Genomic DNA, 15,081 nt, shown 5'->3' with positions numbered 1-15,081 from the left:
GCCCGCCGCTCCCCGGTCAGGAGCCGCTGCGGGCAGCGCCGTCGCTGCCGGCGATGAGCAATTGTGCGCCTTCGCGCACGGTGTGTATGCCCTCGGTCACCACCTGATCGCCGGCGACCAGCGCCGCCTGCACCAGCACGCTGTCGGTGTTGCGCTGGACGATGCGCACCGGCACGCGCTTGGCCTTGCCGTCGGCCAGCGCCCAGACGAAGGCGCCGTCGCTGCCCCACTGGATCGCCAGCGGATCGACTGAAGGATAGGTGTCGCCGGGGAAGCGCATCGCCACCTGGAACGACATGCCGGCGCGCAGTGCGTCGCCCTCGTTGTCGAGGCGGGCCTGCACGCGCAGCGTCCGGCTCTGATCGTCGAGCCTGTTGTCCACCGCACTGACCACGCCGTCGAAGACCTGGCCGGGGCGGACCACGGAGGTAGCCGACAGCGGCTGGCCGACCGCGATCAGGCCGGTGAAGCGTTCCGGCACCCAGAAGTCGACGATGATGCGCGAGCGGTCGTCGATGGTGGCGATCGTCGTCTGGCTGGTCACGTAGTTGCCGGCCTCGACCGGCAGGATGCCGACGATGCCCTTTATCGGCGCGGTGATGGTGCGGCGGTCGAGCGCAAGGGCCGCGTCGCGCACGGCGAGCCTGGCGTTCTCGACGGCGAGGTCGGCCTCGCGCAGCTGCACGGCCGTCGCCGTGTTGGTGGCGCGCAGCGCCCTGATGCGCTCCAGCGAGGCCTCGGCGTCGCCCTGGGCGATGCGGGCGCGCTCGAGCGCGATCTCCTCGGAATCGGCGTCCAGCCTGGCGATCACCGCGCCGGCCTCGACCTTCTCGCCGGCCTGGACGGCGATTTCGGTCAGGCGGCCGGCGGCATAGGGGTTGATGACGACGGAATTGAGCGCGCGCCCGGTGCCGATCGCCGACAGCCGGTCGTTGATCGTGCCGGTCGTCACCGGCCGGGTCACCACCGGCGTCTGCGCCGTGCCGCGGCCGCGCTCGCGGTTGCCGCCCGCCTGTGCCTGCTCGGTCTTGCCGGCGGAGGCCTGGGCCCAGTCGATGCCCCAGCGTGCCAGCACCTCGCGCGACCCGGGAACGAACAGCACCCAGCCTGCGGCTGCCGCGAGCACAATGACAATTGCCAAGACGATCTGTTTCCAGGCGGCCATCCGCACTCCAGTCCTGCTGCTAGTCCCGGGCCCCGCAGTCCGGCCGGGGCGTCGGCTCTGCCATGCGGCCTCATCGCGCTGCGATGCTTTGCGCAGAACAGCAGCGAGCCTGTCCTGGCGACCGCATTATAGCTCAGTTCGATATGCGAGCCTTATGGCAAATCTCTGCGTGCCGCACATTAAATCTGCGTAATCTTTGCAGGAATGGCGCTTGCGGCGGGTTCAGCGCAGGTCCTCGATGGCGCGGATGCGGCCCGCGCCCTCGTCGTCGAGCTTGCGCGTCAGGGCGCCGATCAGCGTCTCGGCGGCGACGAAGAGGGCGGCGGAGGAATCCCATGCCGAGGGCACGGCCGTCCGGCCGGCGATGACATGGCGGGCAAAGCGCGCGATCGGCGACAGCCACTGGTCGGTGAACAGCACGATGGTGGCGCCGCGCTGGTTGGCCTTCTCGGCGAAGCGCACCAGGCTCTCCTGGTAGCGGCGGATGTCGAAGATCAGCAGCGTGTCGCGCTTGCCGATGTCGATCAGCCTGTCGCGCCACAGGCTCTCCTGGCCGTAGAGGTGGGTGACGTTCGGCCGGATCAGGTTGAGGTGGGCCGCCATGTAGCGCGCCAGCGGATCGGTGAAGCGGCCGCCGACGAGGAAGACGTGGGCGCGCGGGTTGGCGAGCTGGGCGACGATGTCGGTCAGCTGGCGGTCCGACAGGTGGCGGAACGTCTCGCGGATGTTTTCGAGCACCGCCTCCAGTATCGGCGCGGTCGAGGCGGGCAGGGGGGATGGCGCGGCGAAGGTGCGCGAGGCCGGCGACTGTAGTTGCTCGGCGAGTTCGTCCTGCAGCGCCGACTGGAATTCCGGATAGTTCTGGAAGCCGAGCCGGGCGACGAAGCGCAGGATCGTGGGCGACGAGACGCCCGCCTGCTGCGAGAACTCGGCGACCGTCTTCAGCCCGATCACCGGATAGGCGGCGATCAGCGTCTGGGCGGCGCGGCGCTCGCCGGCAGGCATCGTATCGATCTTTTCGCTGATCAGTTCGGCAACGCTCGAAACCATCCGATCCCCCGCCCGGCACCTGCGCCGCATCACCGTTCCTGGCTTGTCGCGCAGTCCGGTGGACGCCGCCCAAATGCCATTTGACAAACTCCGGTAATGTGTATGAAATCATCCGTAGGGGCGCAATGAACAAAAATACGTAACATACGATACGGCCCCGGGGATGAGTGAATGGGAACGGGCCAGGCAAGCTTTGCCATGTCGAATGCCGTCCGCGTGACGAACCGCGACGGGCGCAGTCCTTACGTCATCCTCTGCGATCACGCCTCCAACCATCTGCCCGCCGCCTATGGCACGCTCGGGCTCGACGCCTCCGAGATGCTGCGCCACATCGCCTGGGATCCGGGCGCGCTGCCGGTCGCCCGGCGCATGGCCGAGGGGCTCGACGCGACGCTGGTCGAATCCTGCGTGTCGCGCCTCGCGATCGACTGCAACCGGCCGCTCGCCGCCCACGACCTGATCCCCGAGATCAGCGAGACCACCGTCATCCCCGGCAACGCGGGCCTGTCGGCGGCTGAACGCGAGGAGAGAATCGCGCTATCGTGGCGGCCGTTCCACGAGGCGATCGGCGAAGTCGTTTCCGACCGCCTGCGCGAGGGGCGGGAGACGCGGCTGGTGTCCGTCCATTCCTTCACCCCGGTCTACAAGGGCGTCCGGCGTCCCTGGCAGATCGGCATCATCCACGACGAGGACGAGCGGCTCGCCGCGCCGCTGATCGCCGCGTTGCAGGCCCTCGACGGACCCGTGGTCGGGGTCAACGAACCCTATTCGCCGGCCGACCGGGTCTACTTCACCTTGGAACACCATGGCAGGTCGCGCGGCCTGCCGTGCGCGATGATCGAAATCCGCAACGACGAAATCGCGGCGCAGGCCGGGCAGCGGAAATGGGCGGATCTGCTCGCGGGAATCTTGTCCGACCTCGTGCCGGAGGCGGGGGAAGCCGTCCCCTACCGGCCGGGCGCGGGCATGGCGGCTCAATCAAAGGCATAACGACAAGGGGACACTGAAATGGCATCACCTGGTTATTCCGAGCATGACAAGCACGAGGACGTCAAAGTCCTCCACAGCATGGGCTACGCCCAGGAACTCGAACGGCGAATGAGCCAGTTCTCGAACTTCGCCGTTTCCTTCTCGATCATCTGCATCCTGTCCGGCGGCATCAACTCGCTGGCGCAGGCAACCTCGGGCGCCGGCGGCGCGGCAATCGGCATCGGCTGGCTGATCGGCTGCTTCGTGTCGCTGGTCTTCGCCGTCGCCATGGCCCAGATCAGCTCGGCCTACCCGACGGCGGGCGGCCTCTACCACTGGGGCTCGATCCTGGGCAACCGCTTCACCGGCTGGCTGACCGCCTGGTTCAACCTGCTCGGCCTGGTCACCGTGCTGGGCGCCATCAACGTCGGCACCTACTACTTCTTCATGGGCGCCTTCGGCACCAGCTATCTCGGCCTGGAGGACACCACCACCACCCGCATCGTCTTCCTGGCCATCATCACCGGCCTGCAGGCGCTGGTGAACCACATGGGCATCGGCCTCACCGCCAAGCTCACCGACTTCTCGGGCTACCTGATCTTCGCCACCGCGATCGCGCTCGCCGTCGTCTGGCTGATCGCGGCCGACAGCTATGAGGTCGGCCGGCTCTTCACCTTCGCCAATTACTCGGGCGCCGCCGGCGGCAACGTCTGGCCGGAGACCTCGTCGGTCTGGGTGTTCCTGCTCGGCCTGCTGCTGCCGATCTACACCATCACCGGCTACGACGCCTCCGCCCACACTTCGGAGGAGACGCTGAAGGCCGCGCATTCGGTGCCGCGCGCCATGATCAGCTCGGTGCTGTGGTCGGCGCTGTTCGGCTACATCATGCTGGCCTCGTTCGTGCTGATGCTGCCGAACATGGACGACGCCGCGGCCCAGGGCTGGAACGTGTTCTTCTGGGCCAACGACCAGCAGGTCAACCCGGTGATCAAGGACGTGCTCTACCTCGCCATCTTCCTCAGCCAGTGGCTGTGCGGCCTGGCGACGGTCACCTCGGTGTCGCGCATGATCTTCGCCTTCTCGCGCGACGGCGGCCTGCCGGCTTCCGGAGCGCTCGCCAAGGTCAGCCCGACCTACCGCACGCCGGTGGCGGCGATCTGGACCGGCTCGATCCTGGCCGTCCTGTTCGTCTGGTTCTCGTCGCTGGTCTCCATCGGCGACACGCCGGTCTACACCATCGTCGTGGCCTGCACGGTCATCTTCCTGTTCTTCTCCTTCACCATCCCGATCGCTCTGGGCCTGTTCGCCTGGGGCACGTCGAAGTGGGACAAGATGGGCCCCTGGGACCTGGGCGAGGGCACCTTCAAGCTGTTCGCGGTGCTGTCGATCCTCGCCATGGTGCTGATCTTCGTGATCGGCATCCAGCCGCCCAACGACTGGGCGCTCTACATAACGGTCGGCTTCCTGGTGCTGACGGCGATCATCTGGTTCGGCTTCGAACGCGGCCGCTTCCAGGGCCCGCCCATCGGCGACGAAGTCGCCAGGCGCGCATCGGTCATCGCGGCGGCGGAACGCGCCGTCGGCGAAACCGGGAACTGATCGCCCCCAAAATGGCCGTGGCCGGCCATGCGCCGGCCACGTCTCGTTTCAACCCTCAATCAATCTCTAATCTGAAGTGGCATCGCCCGGATCGGAACCAAAATGGCTGGAAATCTCTCCTTCGATCAGTTGAAAAGCGCGGTTGCCGCCGGCGAGATCGACACGGTCCTCGCCTGCGCGGTCGACATGCAGGGCAGGCTGGTCGGCAAGCGGTTCCTGGCCAAGTATTTCGTCGAATCCGCCTATGACGAGACGCATGGCTGCAACTACCTGCTGGCCAACGACATCGACATGGAGCCGGTGCCCGGCTACAAGGCGGCCAGCTGGTCGAAGGGCTACGGCGACTTCGTCATGAAGCCCGACCTCGGCACGCTGCGCCGCATTCCCTGGCTCGAGAAGACCGCGCTCTGCCTGGTCGACGTGCTCGACCATCATGACCATTCCGACCTGCCGCATTCGCCGCGCGCCATCCTCAAGAAGCAGGTCAAGCGCCTGCAGGAGCGCGGCTATCTCGCCTATTTCGCCTCCGAGCTGGAATTCTACCTGTTCAGCGAGACCTACGACTCGGCTCGTGCCAAGCACTGGCAGAACCTCGACACGGCATCGCCCTATATCGGCGACTACCTGATCGGCATCACCACCAAGGAAGAAGGCGTGATGCGCCGCCTGCGCAACGAGATGGAAGCGGCGGGCGTGCCGATCGAGAACTCGAAGGGCGAGTGGGGCCCGGGCCAGGAAGAGATCAACGTCCGCTACGCCGAAGTGCTGGAGATGGCCGACCGCCACGTCATCCTGAAGAACGGCGCCAGGGAAATCGCCGCCTCCGAAGGCAAGGCGATCAGCTTCATGGCCAAGTACAATTACGGCCTCGCCGGCAACTCCAGCCACATCCACAATTCGCTGTGGAGCGCCGACGGCAAGACGCCGCTGTTCTACGACAAGGGCGCCGAATGGACCCTTTCCAAGCTCGGCCAGCACTGGGCGGCCGGCCAGCTCAAATACGCCAAGGAGTTCACCTGGTTCCTGGCGCCCTACATCAACTCCTACAAGCGCTTCCAGGCCGGCACCTTCGCGCCCACCAAGATCATGTGGAGCGAGGACAACCGCACCGCCGGCTTCCGCCTGTGCGGCGAGGGCACCAAGGGAATCCGCATGGAGTGCCGCATCGGCGGCGCCGACCTCAACCCTTACCTTGCCTTCGCGGCACTGATCGCGGCCGGCCTTGCCGGCATCGACGAGAAGCTTGAGCTGCAGAAGCCATTCGTGGGCGACGCCTACCAGGCGGCCAACCTGCCGGAGATCCCCAAGACCCTGCGCGACGCAGCCGACACGCTGGAGGGGTCGGTCATGCTCAAGGCCGCCTTCGGCGAGGACGTCGTCGAGCACTACGTCCACACGGCCCGCTGGGAGCAGCTCGAATACGACCGCCGCATCACCGACTGGGAATTGCACCGGGGATTTGAGAGATATTGATAAAATCACAACATTTCGATATGTTGCGATCTCTGGAATCGGAGATCACGAAATGAGTGACAGCCGGGGCAAGCAGTGGTTTGTGGACCGAATGAATGCACTGGATCTCAGTCTTAGTGAGGTGGCGCGACGGATGGGCATCGACAAAGGCGCGTTGTCCCGAGCGCTTGATGGAGGGCGTGGGATCAAGCTTCCGGAAATTGACAAAATCGCAACAATCTTGGGGACGACACGCGAGGAAGTGATCGATCACGGTGAGGAGATTGCCAAGAATGCCGCCTCCCGCAAAAAGGGCCGCCTGAAGGAAGGCGCCCGAGCGGATGCCGTTCCGGTGTCGGGACAATCGGGGGAGGTTCTGCAGGGCGGGGCGGGTTTCATGGAGGAGCAGACGGGATTTCATGGAGCGGGTCACACGAATGACGAGGCGGAAAACGTACTTGGCGAACCGTCGATACATGCAGGTCGTGTGCCGCCGCCGCGCAGTCATCCGCTATTCGGTCGTCTGAAGGGGATGGTCACCGTGCTGCCCGGTGTCGATCTGACGGAGCCGGCCGATCCGGATTTGGCAGACTATCTGGACCGGAAATACGGTCCGGTGGGAAAAGATTGACCAGATGCCGGGAAGCATATTGATCGACACTTGTGCCGCTATCTGGATCACCGAGGGGGCAAAGCTCGACGCGAAAGCCCGAGCAGAGCTCGATCATAGTGCTCAGGCGCGTATGCCTGTCATGGTTTCACCGACCAGTGCATGGGAGATGGGGATGCTGGTGGCGAGACAAAAGGTATTGACCGCGGTCTCAGCGCAATCCTGGTTCGCTAATCTGGTAATCCCTCCCTTTTCCGCGCTGGCGCCGCTCACGGCCGAAATTCTGATAAATTCGTCGTTTCTTCCCGGTGTGCCGCCAAGGGATCCCTTTGACCGACTTTTCATCGCAACCGCGCGCGAGCACGGCTACCGCATCATGACGCGCGATAGCAAAATCCTGGCCTACGCAGAACAAGGCCACGTGCAGGCAATTCCCTGCTGAAACGAATGGAACCATCATGACAGAAACCGTCAAACTCAAATCCCCCGTCGATGGCTCGATCTATGTCGAGCGCCCCGTCGCCAGCGACCAGGCGGTCAATGCCGCGGTCGAGCGTGCCCGGGCGGCGCAGGCCGACTGGGCTCGCGTGCCGGTCGCCGAGCGCGCCGCCTACATGCTCAAGATGCTCGAGGCGCTCGTCGGCATGAGCGACGAGATCGTGCCGGAACTCGCCTGGCAGATGGGCCGCCCGACCCGCTACGGCGGCGAGTTCGGGGGCGTCAAGGAGCGCACCCAGTACATGGTCGAGATCGCCGAGCGCGCGCTGGCGCCGGTGCCGGCGTCCAACCCCAAGGACGGTTTCCGCCGCTACGTGAGGAAGGACCCGCTCGGCGTGGTCATGGTGATCGCGCCGTGGAACTATCCCTATCTCACGGCCGTCAACACCATCGTGCCGGCGCTGATCGCCGGCTCGACGGTCATCCTCAAGCATGCGGCGCAGACGCTGCTCGTCGGCGAACGCTTCGCCAAGGCCTTCGAGGCCGCCGGCCTGCCGAAATACGTCTTCCAGAACCTCGTGCTGAACCACGCCCAGACCGAGAAGCTGCTCGGCTCGGGCAAGATCGACCACGTCAACTTCACCGGCTCGGTCGCCGGCGGCCGCGCCATCGAGAAGGCGGCCGCAGGCACCTTCATGACGCTCGGTCTCGAACTCGGCGGCAAGGACCCGGCCTATGTGCTGCCCGACGCCAAGCTCGACCATGCGGTCGCCAACCTCGTCGAGGGTGCGTTCTTCAATTCGGGCCAGTGCTGCTGCGGCATCGAGCGCGTCTACGTCCACGAAAAGATCTACGACCAGTTCGTCGAGGGCTTCATCGCCGAGACCAGGAGCTACGTGCTCGGCAACCCGCTCGAGCAGGCGACCACCATGGGCCCGATGGCGCAGGCGCGCTTCGCCGACTTCATTCGCGAGCAGAAGGCGGAAGCCCTGCGCAAGGGCGCGGTCGCGCACATGAACACCAGGGACGCCCAGGACAAGGAGGGCTCGCCCCACCTGCCGGCCGAGGTGCTGACCAATGTCGACCACCAGATGTCGGTCATGCGCGAGGAGAGCTTCGGCCCCATCGTCGGCATCATGAAGGTGCGCAACGACGAGGAGGCGATCGCGCTGATGAACGACAGCCCCTACGGCCTCACCGCCTCGATCTGGACCTCGGACACCGAGCACGCCATCTCGATCGGCGACCGCGTCGAGACCGGCACCGTGTTCATGAACCGCTGCGACTATCTCGATCCGGCGCTCGTCTGGACCGGCGTCAAGGACACCGGCAAGGGCGCTGCCCTGTCGCAGATCGGCTACGACAACCTGACCCGGCCGAAGTCCTATCACCTGCGCGAGAAGGTCTGAGAGAGCACGCGTTTAGCCGGATGACCATCGCCCAGCCCCCCACAGCCGACGACGAACCCAAAGGCCTGGGGGGCTGGCTGATTCTTATCGTGGTCATCCTTGTGATGGCTCCGATCTCGGGCGTGTTCGCCTTGACCGACTATGGGCAAGTCTTCCAGAGCTTTCCGCTCCTGACTTGGCCACAGATATCGCTGATGTTGATGGAAGTGCTTTTCCTGATCGTTCTGGAAGTCATAGCGCCTACCGTCCTGCTTTATCTGATGGTGAAGAAGCTCGACATTTTTCCGGGCGCGTTCATGCTCTGGCTGTTGGCGGCCATCGGTGCGCTCGGCATTGATGCCGCCCTGGGGTACCTCTTCTTTTCCGAAGCCCTCGAGGCGAATGGCACGCCGTTCTTCAGCAGCGATTTCGTCTGGAAGGCCGCCAAGGCGGTCGCCTATGCGCTGATATGGATCCCATACATGTACAACTCGAACCGGGTTCTAAACACCTTCGTCAACAAGCAGCCGGTCTGACGGCATAGAGAGCAGAATAGATGTCCAAACTCGTTTCCAAGTGGAATTACCCGACCACCGTCCGCTTCGGCGCCGGCCGTATCTCCGAGCTGCCCGAGGTGCTTGCCGCCACCGGCATCAACAAGCCGCTGTTCGTCACCGACCCCGGCCTCGCCAAGCTGCCGGTCGTCGCCTCGACGCTGAAGATCCTCGACGACGCCAAGGTGCCCTATGGCGTCTTCTCCGACGTCAAGCCGAACCCGGTCGAATCCAACCTCACCGCCGGTATCGCCGTGTTCAAGAAGGGCAAGCATGACGGCGTCATCGCCTTCGGCGGCGGCTCGGCGCTCGATTTGGGCAAGCTGATCGCCTTCCAGGCCGGCCAGACGCTTCCGGTCTGGGACTTCGAGGACATCGGCGACTGGTGGACCCGCGCCAATTCCGACGCCATCGCACCCATCATCGCCGTGCCGACCACCGCCGGCACCGGCTCCGAGGTCGGCCGCGCCGGCGTCATCACCAACGAAGAGACCCACACCAAGAAGGTCATCTTCCATCCCAAGCTCCTGCCGGCGATCGTCATCGCCGATCCGGAACTTTCGGTCGGCATGCCGTCCTTCATCACCGCCGGCACCGGCATGGACGCGTTCGCCCACTGCCTCGAGGCCTATTGCGCGCCCGGCTACCACCCGATGGCCGACGGCATCGCGGTGGAGGGCATCCGGCTGGTGTTCGAGAACCTGCCCAAGGCCTTCGCCAACGGCAGGGACCTCGTCGCCCGCGCCCACATGATGAGCGCGGCCGCCATGGGTGCTGCCGCCTTCCAGAAGGGCCTCGGCGCCATCCACTCGCTGTCGCACCCGATCGGCGCGCTCTACGACACCCACCACGGCATGACCAACGCCGTGTTCATGCCCTATGTGCTCGCCTTCAACCGCGACGCCATCGAGGACAAGATCGCGCGCCTGTCGGCCTATTGCGGCATCAAGGGCGGCTTCGACGGCTTTGCCAAGGCGGTCATCAAGCTGCGCAAGGAGCTCAAGGTGCCGCACGCGCTGCCGGGCCTGATCAAGGGGCTCGACATGGACAAGAAGCGCAAGGCGCTCATCGCAGACATGGCCGTGGTCGATCCGACCGCCGGCGGCAATCCGGTCAAGCTCACCAAGAAGGCCGCGCTCGGCTTGCTTGAAAACGCCATCGAAGGGACGGTTTGAGACAAGTGGAGTCGGGCGAACTCGACTTCTAATCAACACCAAAAGACGGAGGGGCAAGGGCAGGGGGAGCCCGAATTATTTAGCCGGAAAACAACGGCACCGATTGCGACAACCGATTAAAAGTAGTTAACTTTTTGGCGCTGCAGAAGCGGGCTTCACGTAACCTTCATGTGACTGTCACATGAAGCCGGTACCGCATCGCAGGCGTCTCATGGCGTCAGTTCAACGGAGAGAACAACATGTTCATGTTTGCAGGGAAGGTACTTTCCCTAAGCGCGGCGTCGCTCATGGTGACGACGGCCATCGCGTCGGCCCAGGATATGGCCGCGCTCGAGGCTGCCGCGAAGGCTGAGGGGCAGCTGACCACCATCGCGCTGCCGCACGACTGGTGCGGCTACGGCGCTGTTTTCGACGGTTTCAAGAAGAAGTATCCCGAGATCACTATCAACGAGCTCAACCCGGACGCCTCGTCCGGCGATGAACTCGAAGCGATCAAGGCCAACAAGGACAACAAGGGCCCGCAGGCTCCTGATGTCATCGATGTTGGCTTCGCCTTCGGCAAGACGTCCAAGGATGCCGGCCTGACACAGCCATACAAGGTCGCGACCTGGGACTCGATCCCGGAGAACCTGAAGGACCCGGAAGGGCATTGGTACGGCGACTACTACGGCGTCATGGCCATGCTGGTGAACAAGGATCTGGTCGCCAACACGCCGACCGATTGGGCTGACCTGCTCAAGGACGAGTACAAGAATTCGGTTGCGCTCGCAGGTGATCCGCGGGGCTCCAACCAGGCTATCCTGGGTGTCTATGCTGCAGGCCTGGGCGCCGGCTCTGCGGCCGGAAAGGCGGCCGGCGAAGCCGGTCTCAATTTCTTCAAGGAACTGAACGCCAAGGGTAACTTCGTTCCGGTCATCGGCAAGCCGGCGACGCTGGCGCAGGGCCAGACCCCGATCCTGATCACCTGGGACTACAACGCCCTTGCTGGTCGCGACAACCTGAACGGCAACCCGCCGGTCGAGGTCGTCGTCCCGAAGTCCGGCGTCATGGCGGGCGTGTATGTGCAGGCGATCAGCGCCTACGCGCCGCACCCCAACGCAGCCAAGCTGTGGATGGAGTATCTCTATTCCGACGAAGGCCAGTTGCTGTGGCTCAAGGGTTACTGCCACCCGATCCGTTTTGACGACCTCGTCAAGAAAGGCAAGGTCTCGCAGGAGATGCTCGACAAGATGCCGCCGGCAGCTGCCTATGAGAAGGCCGTGTTCCCGCTCCCTGCGGATCTCGATGCGTCAAAGGAAGTGGTCACCAAACAGTGGGATTCGGTTGTTGGCGCCAACGTCAAGTAATCGGACTTTCTGACAGCGGGCGGCCCGTCGCGGCCGCCCGTACTTTCTCCAGCGACGGCGCCCCATGACCCAGGCCAGTACAATCACCACGGCTGATGCCACCCATTCCGCTCCGCCGGACGCGCGTAGCGGTTTCCGCCTGCCCACTCATTGGCTTGGCGTTGCGCCGTTCTTCATCTTCGCCCTGATGTTCCTGATCCTGCCGACACTCTATCTTATCATCGGCGCGTTCCAGAATGACCAGGGCCAGTATACACTCGACAACATCCGCCAGCTGTTTGTCGACGCCTCGATCCGCGATTCCTACTGGGTGTCGATCAAGATCAGCTTCTGGTCGGCTACCATCGGCGCACTGATTGGTCTCGCCATGGCGATTGCCATCGTCCGCGGCGGCCTGCCGTCTTGGGTGCGATCGTCGACCATGACGTTTTCCGGCGTCGCCTCCAATTTCGCCGGTGTGCCGCTGGCCTTCGCGTTCCTCGCGACGCTCGGCCGTCTCGGCCTTGTGACTGTTATCCTGCGCGAAGTTTTTGGTATCAACATCTATGCCATGGGCTTCAATTTCTTGACGTCCACGGGCTTGATCATCGTTTATCTGTACTTTCAGATTCCGCTGATGATCGTCATCATCACGCCGGCAATCGATGGGCTGAAGCGGGAATGGGGGGAGGCAGCCGCAACGCTGGGTGCCACGACATGGCAATATTGGCGCATGGTCGTCATCCCGGTTCTGTGGCCGAGCTTCCTCGGCACCGTCATCCTGCTGTTCGCCAATGCCTTCGGCGCCATCGCCACGGCCTATGCCTTCACCGGCCCGTCGCTCAATATCGTGCCGATCAAGCTCTATGCGCAGATTCGGGGCGACGTGCTGCACAACCCCAATCTCGGCTATGCGCTGGCCTTCGGCATGATCGTGATCACCGGCCTCGCCAACATCTTCTACATCTGGTTCCGCACCCGCAGCGAGAGGTGGCTCAAATGAAGACCGGTCGCTTCTGGGCCTGGCTCACCTTCGCCGTCGGCGCTGCCTATTTCTTCATCCCGCTGATCTCCACCTTCGAATTCTCGCTGCGAATGAAGCGTGGAGAGTATTCCTTTGAAGCCTACAGGGTTGTACTGGGCGACCCGCGCTTCCAGGAGACCTTCCTCTATTCGGTGGTCGTCGCCGTCTTCACCATCATCCTCGGCGTGCTGCTGGTGGTGCCCACCGCCTACTGGATCCGCCTGCGCCTGCCGCAGCTCAGGCCGGTGGTCGAGTTCATCACGCTTCTGCCGCTCGTCATCCCGGCGATCGTCATCGTCTTCGGCTACATCCGCATGTACGGCTCGTCCTCGCCGCTGCCCTTCCTCGGCTCGGCGCGCGGCACCGATGCGCTCTTGGTCATCGGCTATTCGACGCTGGCGCTGCCCTACATGTATCGCGCCGTCGACACCGGCCTGCGCACCATCGACGTGCGCACGCTCACCGAGGCGGCGCAGATCCTGGGTGCCGGCTGGGCGACGATCATCGCCCGCATCATCCTGCCAAACGTGCTGATCGCGGTGCTGTCGGGCGCCTTCCTGACCTTCGCCATCGTCATCGGCGAGTTCACGCTGGCGAGCCTGCTCAACCGGCCGGCCTTCGGTCCCTACCTGCAGCTGATGGGCGCCAACCGCGCCTATGAGCCGGCGGCGCTGGCGATCATCGCCTTCGCCATCACCTGGGGCTGCATGTCGGTCATCCAGGTCCTCGCCCGCTTCGCGCCGAAATCGGCAAACCGCCCGAACTGAAAAGAGCACAGCCAATGGCCGATCCCTTCCTTTCCATCCAGAGCGTCAAGAAATCCTTCGGCAACGTCGCCGTGGTCAAGGACTTCAATCTCGACGTCGGCACCGGCGAGTTCGTCTCCTTCCTCGGGCCGTCCGGCTGCGGCAAGACCACCATGCTGCGCATCGTCGCCGGCTTCGAGGAGCCGTCCGCCGGCAAGGTCTTCGTCGGCGGCAAGGACGTCACCAGCCTCAAGCCCAACCAGCGCAACATCGGCATGGTGTTCCAGGCCTATGCGCTGTTCCCCAACCTCACCGTCGCCCAGAACATCGGCTTCGGCCTCAAGGTCGCGGGCGTCGCCAAGGCCGAGGCCGACCAGCGCGTCGCCGAGATGCTCAATCTGATCAAGCTGCCCGACTTCGGCGACCGCTACCCCTACCAGCTGTCCGGCGGCCAGCAGCAGCGCGTGGCGCTCGCCCGGGCGCTGGCGCCCAAGCCCAAGCTGCTTTTGCTCGACGAGCCGCTGTCGGCGCTCGATGCCAAGGTGCGCATCTCGCTGCGCGAGGAAATCCGCTCGATCCAGAAGAAGCTCGGCATCACCACCATCTTCGTCACCCACGACCAGGAAGAGGCGCTGTCGATGTCCGACCGCATCGTGGTGATGAACGAGGGCCGGGCCGACCAGACCGGCACGCCGTTCGAGATCTACAACCGCCCCTCGACCAAGTTCGTCGCCAATTTCGTCGGCACGCTCAACGTGCTCGAAGGCACGGTCTCCGATGCCGCGTCCGGCAAGGTCCGCATCAACACCGAGGAGATCGGCCTCCTGGGCAAGCTCAACGGCTCGCGCTCGGGCGACACGCTGTCGCTCGCCCTGCGCCCCGAGGCGATCTCGCTCGGCCGCCGTCCCGGCACGGACACCAGCCTCAGCGGCCAGATCGCCGACGTGCATTTCCTGGGCTCGGTCATCCGCGTCCGCGTCGGCGTCGGCCAGAACATGGTCTCGCTCGACACCTTCAACAATTCCTCGACCCCGCCGCCCGTCGTCGGAGAGAAGACCGAGATCAGCTTCTCCTCCGGCGACGTGCTGGTGCTTCACTAGGCGGTTCGCGCCGGCCACCGGATTGCGTCGGGGCGGGATTTCCCGCCCCGATCGTTTTTGTGGCCGTGGAAACAGTCTCCACGGCCGGCGATCTTTCTTCGTCACCGCCGCATTCCTTTCCCCCTCCGGGCTGCCCGCGCTCGTCGCCTTCGGCGACCACGCCTGGGCAGGCCAATCGCCTGTGAACTTACCCCCACCCCTGACCCCTCCCCACAAGGGGGAGGGGGATTCTGTGGCATCGCCGTCACGCGCCAACCGTCGGCGATTTTGGTGGCAAGGGCGGCGAGCAGGTCCCCCTCCCCCTTGTGGGGAGGGGTTAGGGGTGGGGGTACAGGCGGTAAAAGCCCATGAGGGCATGCGATTGCGCGCTCCTCAATGGGGGAGATTGGCAGTTCCGGCGTCTCGCCCCGCTGGCTCTCAAGCAACGTCCTTGAACGGTTGTGATTGGCCGGGAGGTCGATGGCGGCCTGATCTCCCCCCTTGCGG

At 64.6% G+C, this 15,081-nt stretch carries 14 protein-coding genes; 12 read left to right on the top strand and 2 right to left on the bottom strand.

Annotated features, from left to right (window positions below; all coding sequences use genetic code 11):
* Positions 1 to 16 precede the first annotated feature (16 nt).
* Together J2X50_RS05465 and J2X50_RS05460 are read right to left on the bottom strand one after the other, a co-directional pair.
* Positions 17 to 1,165 (bottom strand): efflux RND transporter periplasmic adaptor subunit, encoded by a 1,149-nt coding sequence (locus J2X50_RS05465; RefSeq protein WP_429092535.1) that lies wholly within the window; start codon positions 1,163 to 1,165, stop codon positions 17 to 19.
* Positions 1,166 to 1,387: 222 nt separating this feature from the next.
* On the bottom strand, positions 1,388 to 2,215 hold the full coding sequence (locus J2X50_RS05460; protein WP_429092532.1) for a MurR/RpiR family transcriptional regulator: 828 nt from the start codon (positions 2,213 to 2,215) through the stop codon (positions 1,388 to 1,390).
* 171 nt (positions 2,216 to 2,386) lie between these two features.
* On the opposite strand from J2X50_RS05460, the gene J2X50_RS05455 reads away from it, so the two are divergent.
* The 12 genes from J2X50_RS05455 to J2X50_RS05400 all read left to right on the top strand — a co-directional run bounded on the left by J2X50_RS05455 (position 2,387) and on the right by J2X50_RS05400 (position 14,595).
* Positions 2,387 to 3,205 carry an N-formylglutamate amidohydrolase gene (locus J2X50_RS05455; protein WP_429092529.1) on the top strand — a complete coding sequence of 273 codons (819 nt, stop codon included), beginning with the start codon at positions 2,387 to 2,389 and terminating at the stop codon, positions 3,203 to 3,205.
* 18 nt (positions 3,206 to 3,223) lie between these two features.
* Positions 3,224 to 4,783, top strand: a complete 1,560-nt coding sequence (locus J2X50_RS05450) for an amino acid permease (RefSeq protein WP_429092526.1) — start codon at positions 3,224 to 3,226, stop codon at positions 4,781 to 4,783.
* Positions 4,784 to 4,885: 102 nt separating this feature from the next.
* Positions 4,886 to 6,256 carry a glutamine synthetase family protein gene (locus J2X50_RS05445; RefSeq protein ID WP_429092524.1) on the top strand — a complete coding sequence of 457 codons (1,371 nt, stop codon included), beginning with the start codon at positions 4,886 to 4,888 and terminating at the stop codon, positions 6,254 to 6,256.
* A 52-nt stretch (positions 6,257 to 6,308) separates the two neighbouring features.
* On the top strand, positions 6,309 to 6,866 hold the full coding sequence (locus J2X50_RS05440) for a helix-turn-helix domain-containing protein (RefSeq protein ID WP_429092521.1): 558 nt from the start codon (positions 6,309 to 6,311) through the stop codon (positions 6,864 to 6,866).
* Between the two features lie 19 nt (positions 6,867 to 6,885).
* Entirely contained in the window at positions 6,886 to 7,287 is a 402-nt protein-coding gene (locus tag J2X50_RS05435) for a type II toxin-antitoxin system VapC family toxin (protein WP_429092518.1), read from the top strand.
* A gap of 16 nt (positions 7,288 to 7,303) precedes the next feature.
* Entirely contained in the window at positions 7,304 to 8,692 is a 1,389-nt protein-coding gene (locus J2X50_RS05430) for an aldehyde dehydrogenase family protein (protein WP_429092515.1), read from the top strand.
* Between the two features lie 20 nt (positions 8,693 to 8,712).
* Positions 8,713 to 9,207 (top strand): DUF2569 family protein, encoded by a 495-nt coding sequence (locus J2X50_RS05425; RefSeq protein WP_429092512.1) that lies wholly within the window; start codon positions 8,713 to 8,715, stop codon positions 9,205 to 9,207.
* 20 nt (positions 9,208 to 9,227) lie between these two features.
* On the top strand, positions 9,228 to 10,400 hold the full coding sequence (locus J2X50_RS05420; protein WP_429092510.1) for an iron-containing alcohol dehydrogenase: 1,173 nt from the start codon (positions 9,228 to 9,230) through the stop codon (positions 10,398 to 10,400).
* 239 nt (positions 10,401 to 10,639) lie between these two features.
* Entirely contained in the window at positions 10,640 to 11,746 is a 1,107-nt protein-coding gene (locus J2X50_RS05415) for an ABC transporter substrate-binding protein (RefSeq protein ID WP_429092507.1), read from the top strand.
* 187 nt (positions 11,747 to 11,933) lie between these two features.
* On the top strand, positions 11,934 to 12,728 hold the full coding sequence (locus tag J2X50_RS05410; RefSeq protein WP_429092841.1) for an ABC transporter permease: 795 nt from the start codon (positions 11,934 to 11,936) through the stop codon (positions 12,726 to 12,728).
* On the top strand, positions 12,725 to 13,516 hold the full coding sequence (locus tag J2X50_RS05405; RefSeq protein WP_429092504.1) for an ABC transporter permease: 792 nt from the start codon (positions 12,725 to 12,727) through the stop codon (positions 13,514 to 13,516). Before J2X50_RS05410 ends, J2X50_RS05405 begins: the two co-directional genes overlap by 4 nt.
* 14 nt (positions 13,517 to 13,530) lie before the next feature.
* On the top strand, positions 13,531 to 14,595 hold the full coding sequence (locus tag J2X50_RS05400) for an ABC transporter ATP-binding protein (protein ID WP_429092501.1): 1,065 nt from the start codon (positions 13,531 to 13,533) through the stop codon (positions 14,593 to 14,595).
* The last annotated feature ends 486 nt before the right edge of the window (positions 14,596 to 15,081 follow it).

It is taken from the genome of Aminobacter sp. BE322 (assembly GCF_050433525.1).
Classification (GTDB): Bacteria; Pseudomonadota; Alphaproteobacteria; order Rhizobiales; family Rhizobiaceae; genus Aminobacter.
Note: the sequence above shows the minus strand (reverse complement) of the source record. Positions and strands in the feature narration are given on the sequence as shown.

Coding starts and splice junctions, on each gene's coding strand:
- J2X50_RS05415 (WP_429092507.1), top strand. CDS start 10,640: ATGTTCATGTTTGCAGGGAAGGTACTTTCCCTAAGCGCGGCGTCGCTC.
- J2X50_RS05440 (WP_429092521.1), top strand. CDS start 6,309: ATGAGTGACAGCCGGGGCAAGCAGTGGTTTGTGGACCGAATGAATGCA.
- J2X50_RS05410 (WP_429092841.1), top strand. CDS start 11,934: ATGTTCCTGATCCTGCCGACACTCTATCTTATCATCGGCGCGTTCCAG.
- J2X50_RS05425 (WP_429092512.1), top strand. CDS start 8,713: ATGACCATCGCCCAGCCCCCCACAGCCGACGACGAACCCAAAGGCCTG.
- J2X50_RS05430 (WP_429092515.1), top strand. CDS start 7,304: ATGACAGAAACCGTCAAACTCAAATCCCCCGTCGATGGCTCGATCTAT.
- J2X50_RS05400 (WP_429092501.1), top strand. CDS start 13,531: ATGGCCGATCCCTTCCTTTCCATCCAGAGCGTCAAGAAATCCTTCGGC.
- J2X50_RS05405 (WP_429092504.1), top strand. CDS start 12,725: ATGAAGACCGGTCGCTTCTGGGCCTGGCTCACCTTCGCCGTCGGCGCT.
- J2X50_RS05420 (WP_429092510.1), top strand. CDS start 9,228: ATGTCCAAACTCGTTTCCAAGTGGAATTACCCGACCACCGTCCGCTTC.
- J2X50_RS05465 (WP_429092535.1), bottom strand. CDS start 1,165: ATGGCCGCCTGGAAACAGATCGTCTTGGCAATTGTCATTGTGCTCGCG.
- J2X50_RS05460 (WP_429092532.1), bottom strand. CDS start 2,215: ATGGTTTCGAGCGTTGCCGAACTGATCAGCGAAAAGATCGATACGATG.
- J2X50_RS05445 (WP_429092524.1), top strand. CDS start 4,886: ATGGCTGGAAATCTCTCCTTCGATCAGTTGAAAAGCGCGGTTGCCGCC.
- J2X50_RS05450 (WP_429092526.1), top strand. CDS start 3,224: ATGGCATCACCTGGTTATTCCGAGCATGACAAGCACGAGGACGTCAAA.
- J2X50_RS05455 (WP_429092529.1), top strand. CDS start 2,387: ATGGGAACGGGCCAGGCAAGCTTTGCCATGTCGAATGCCGTCCGCGTG.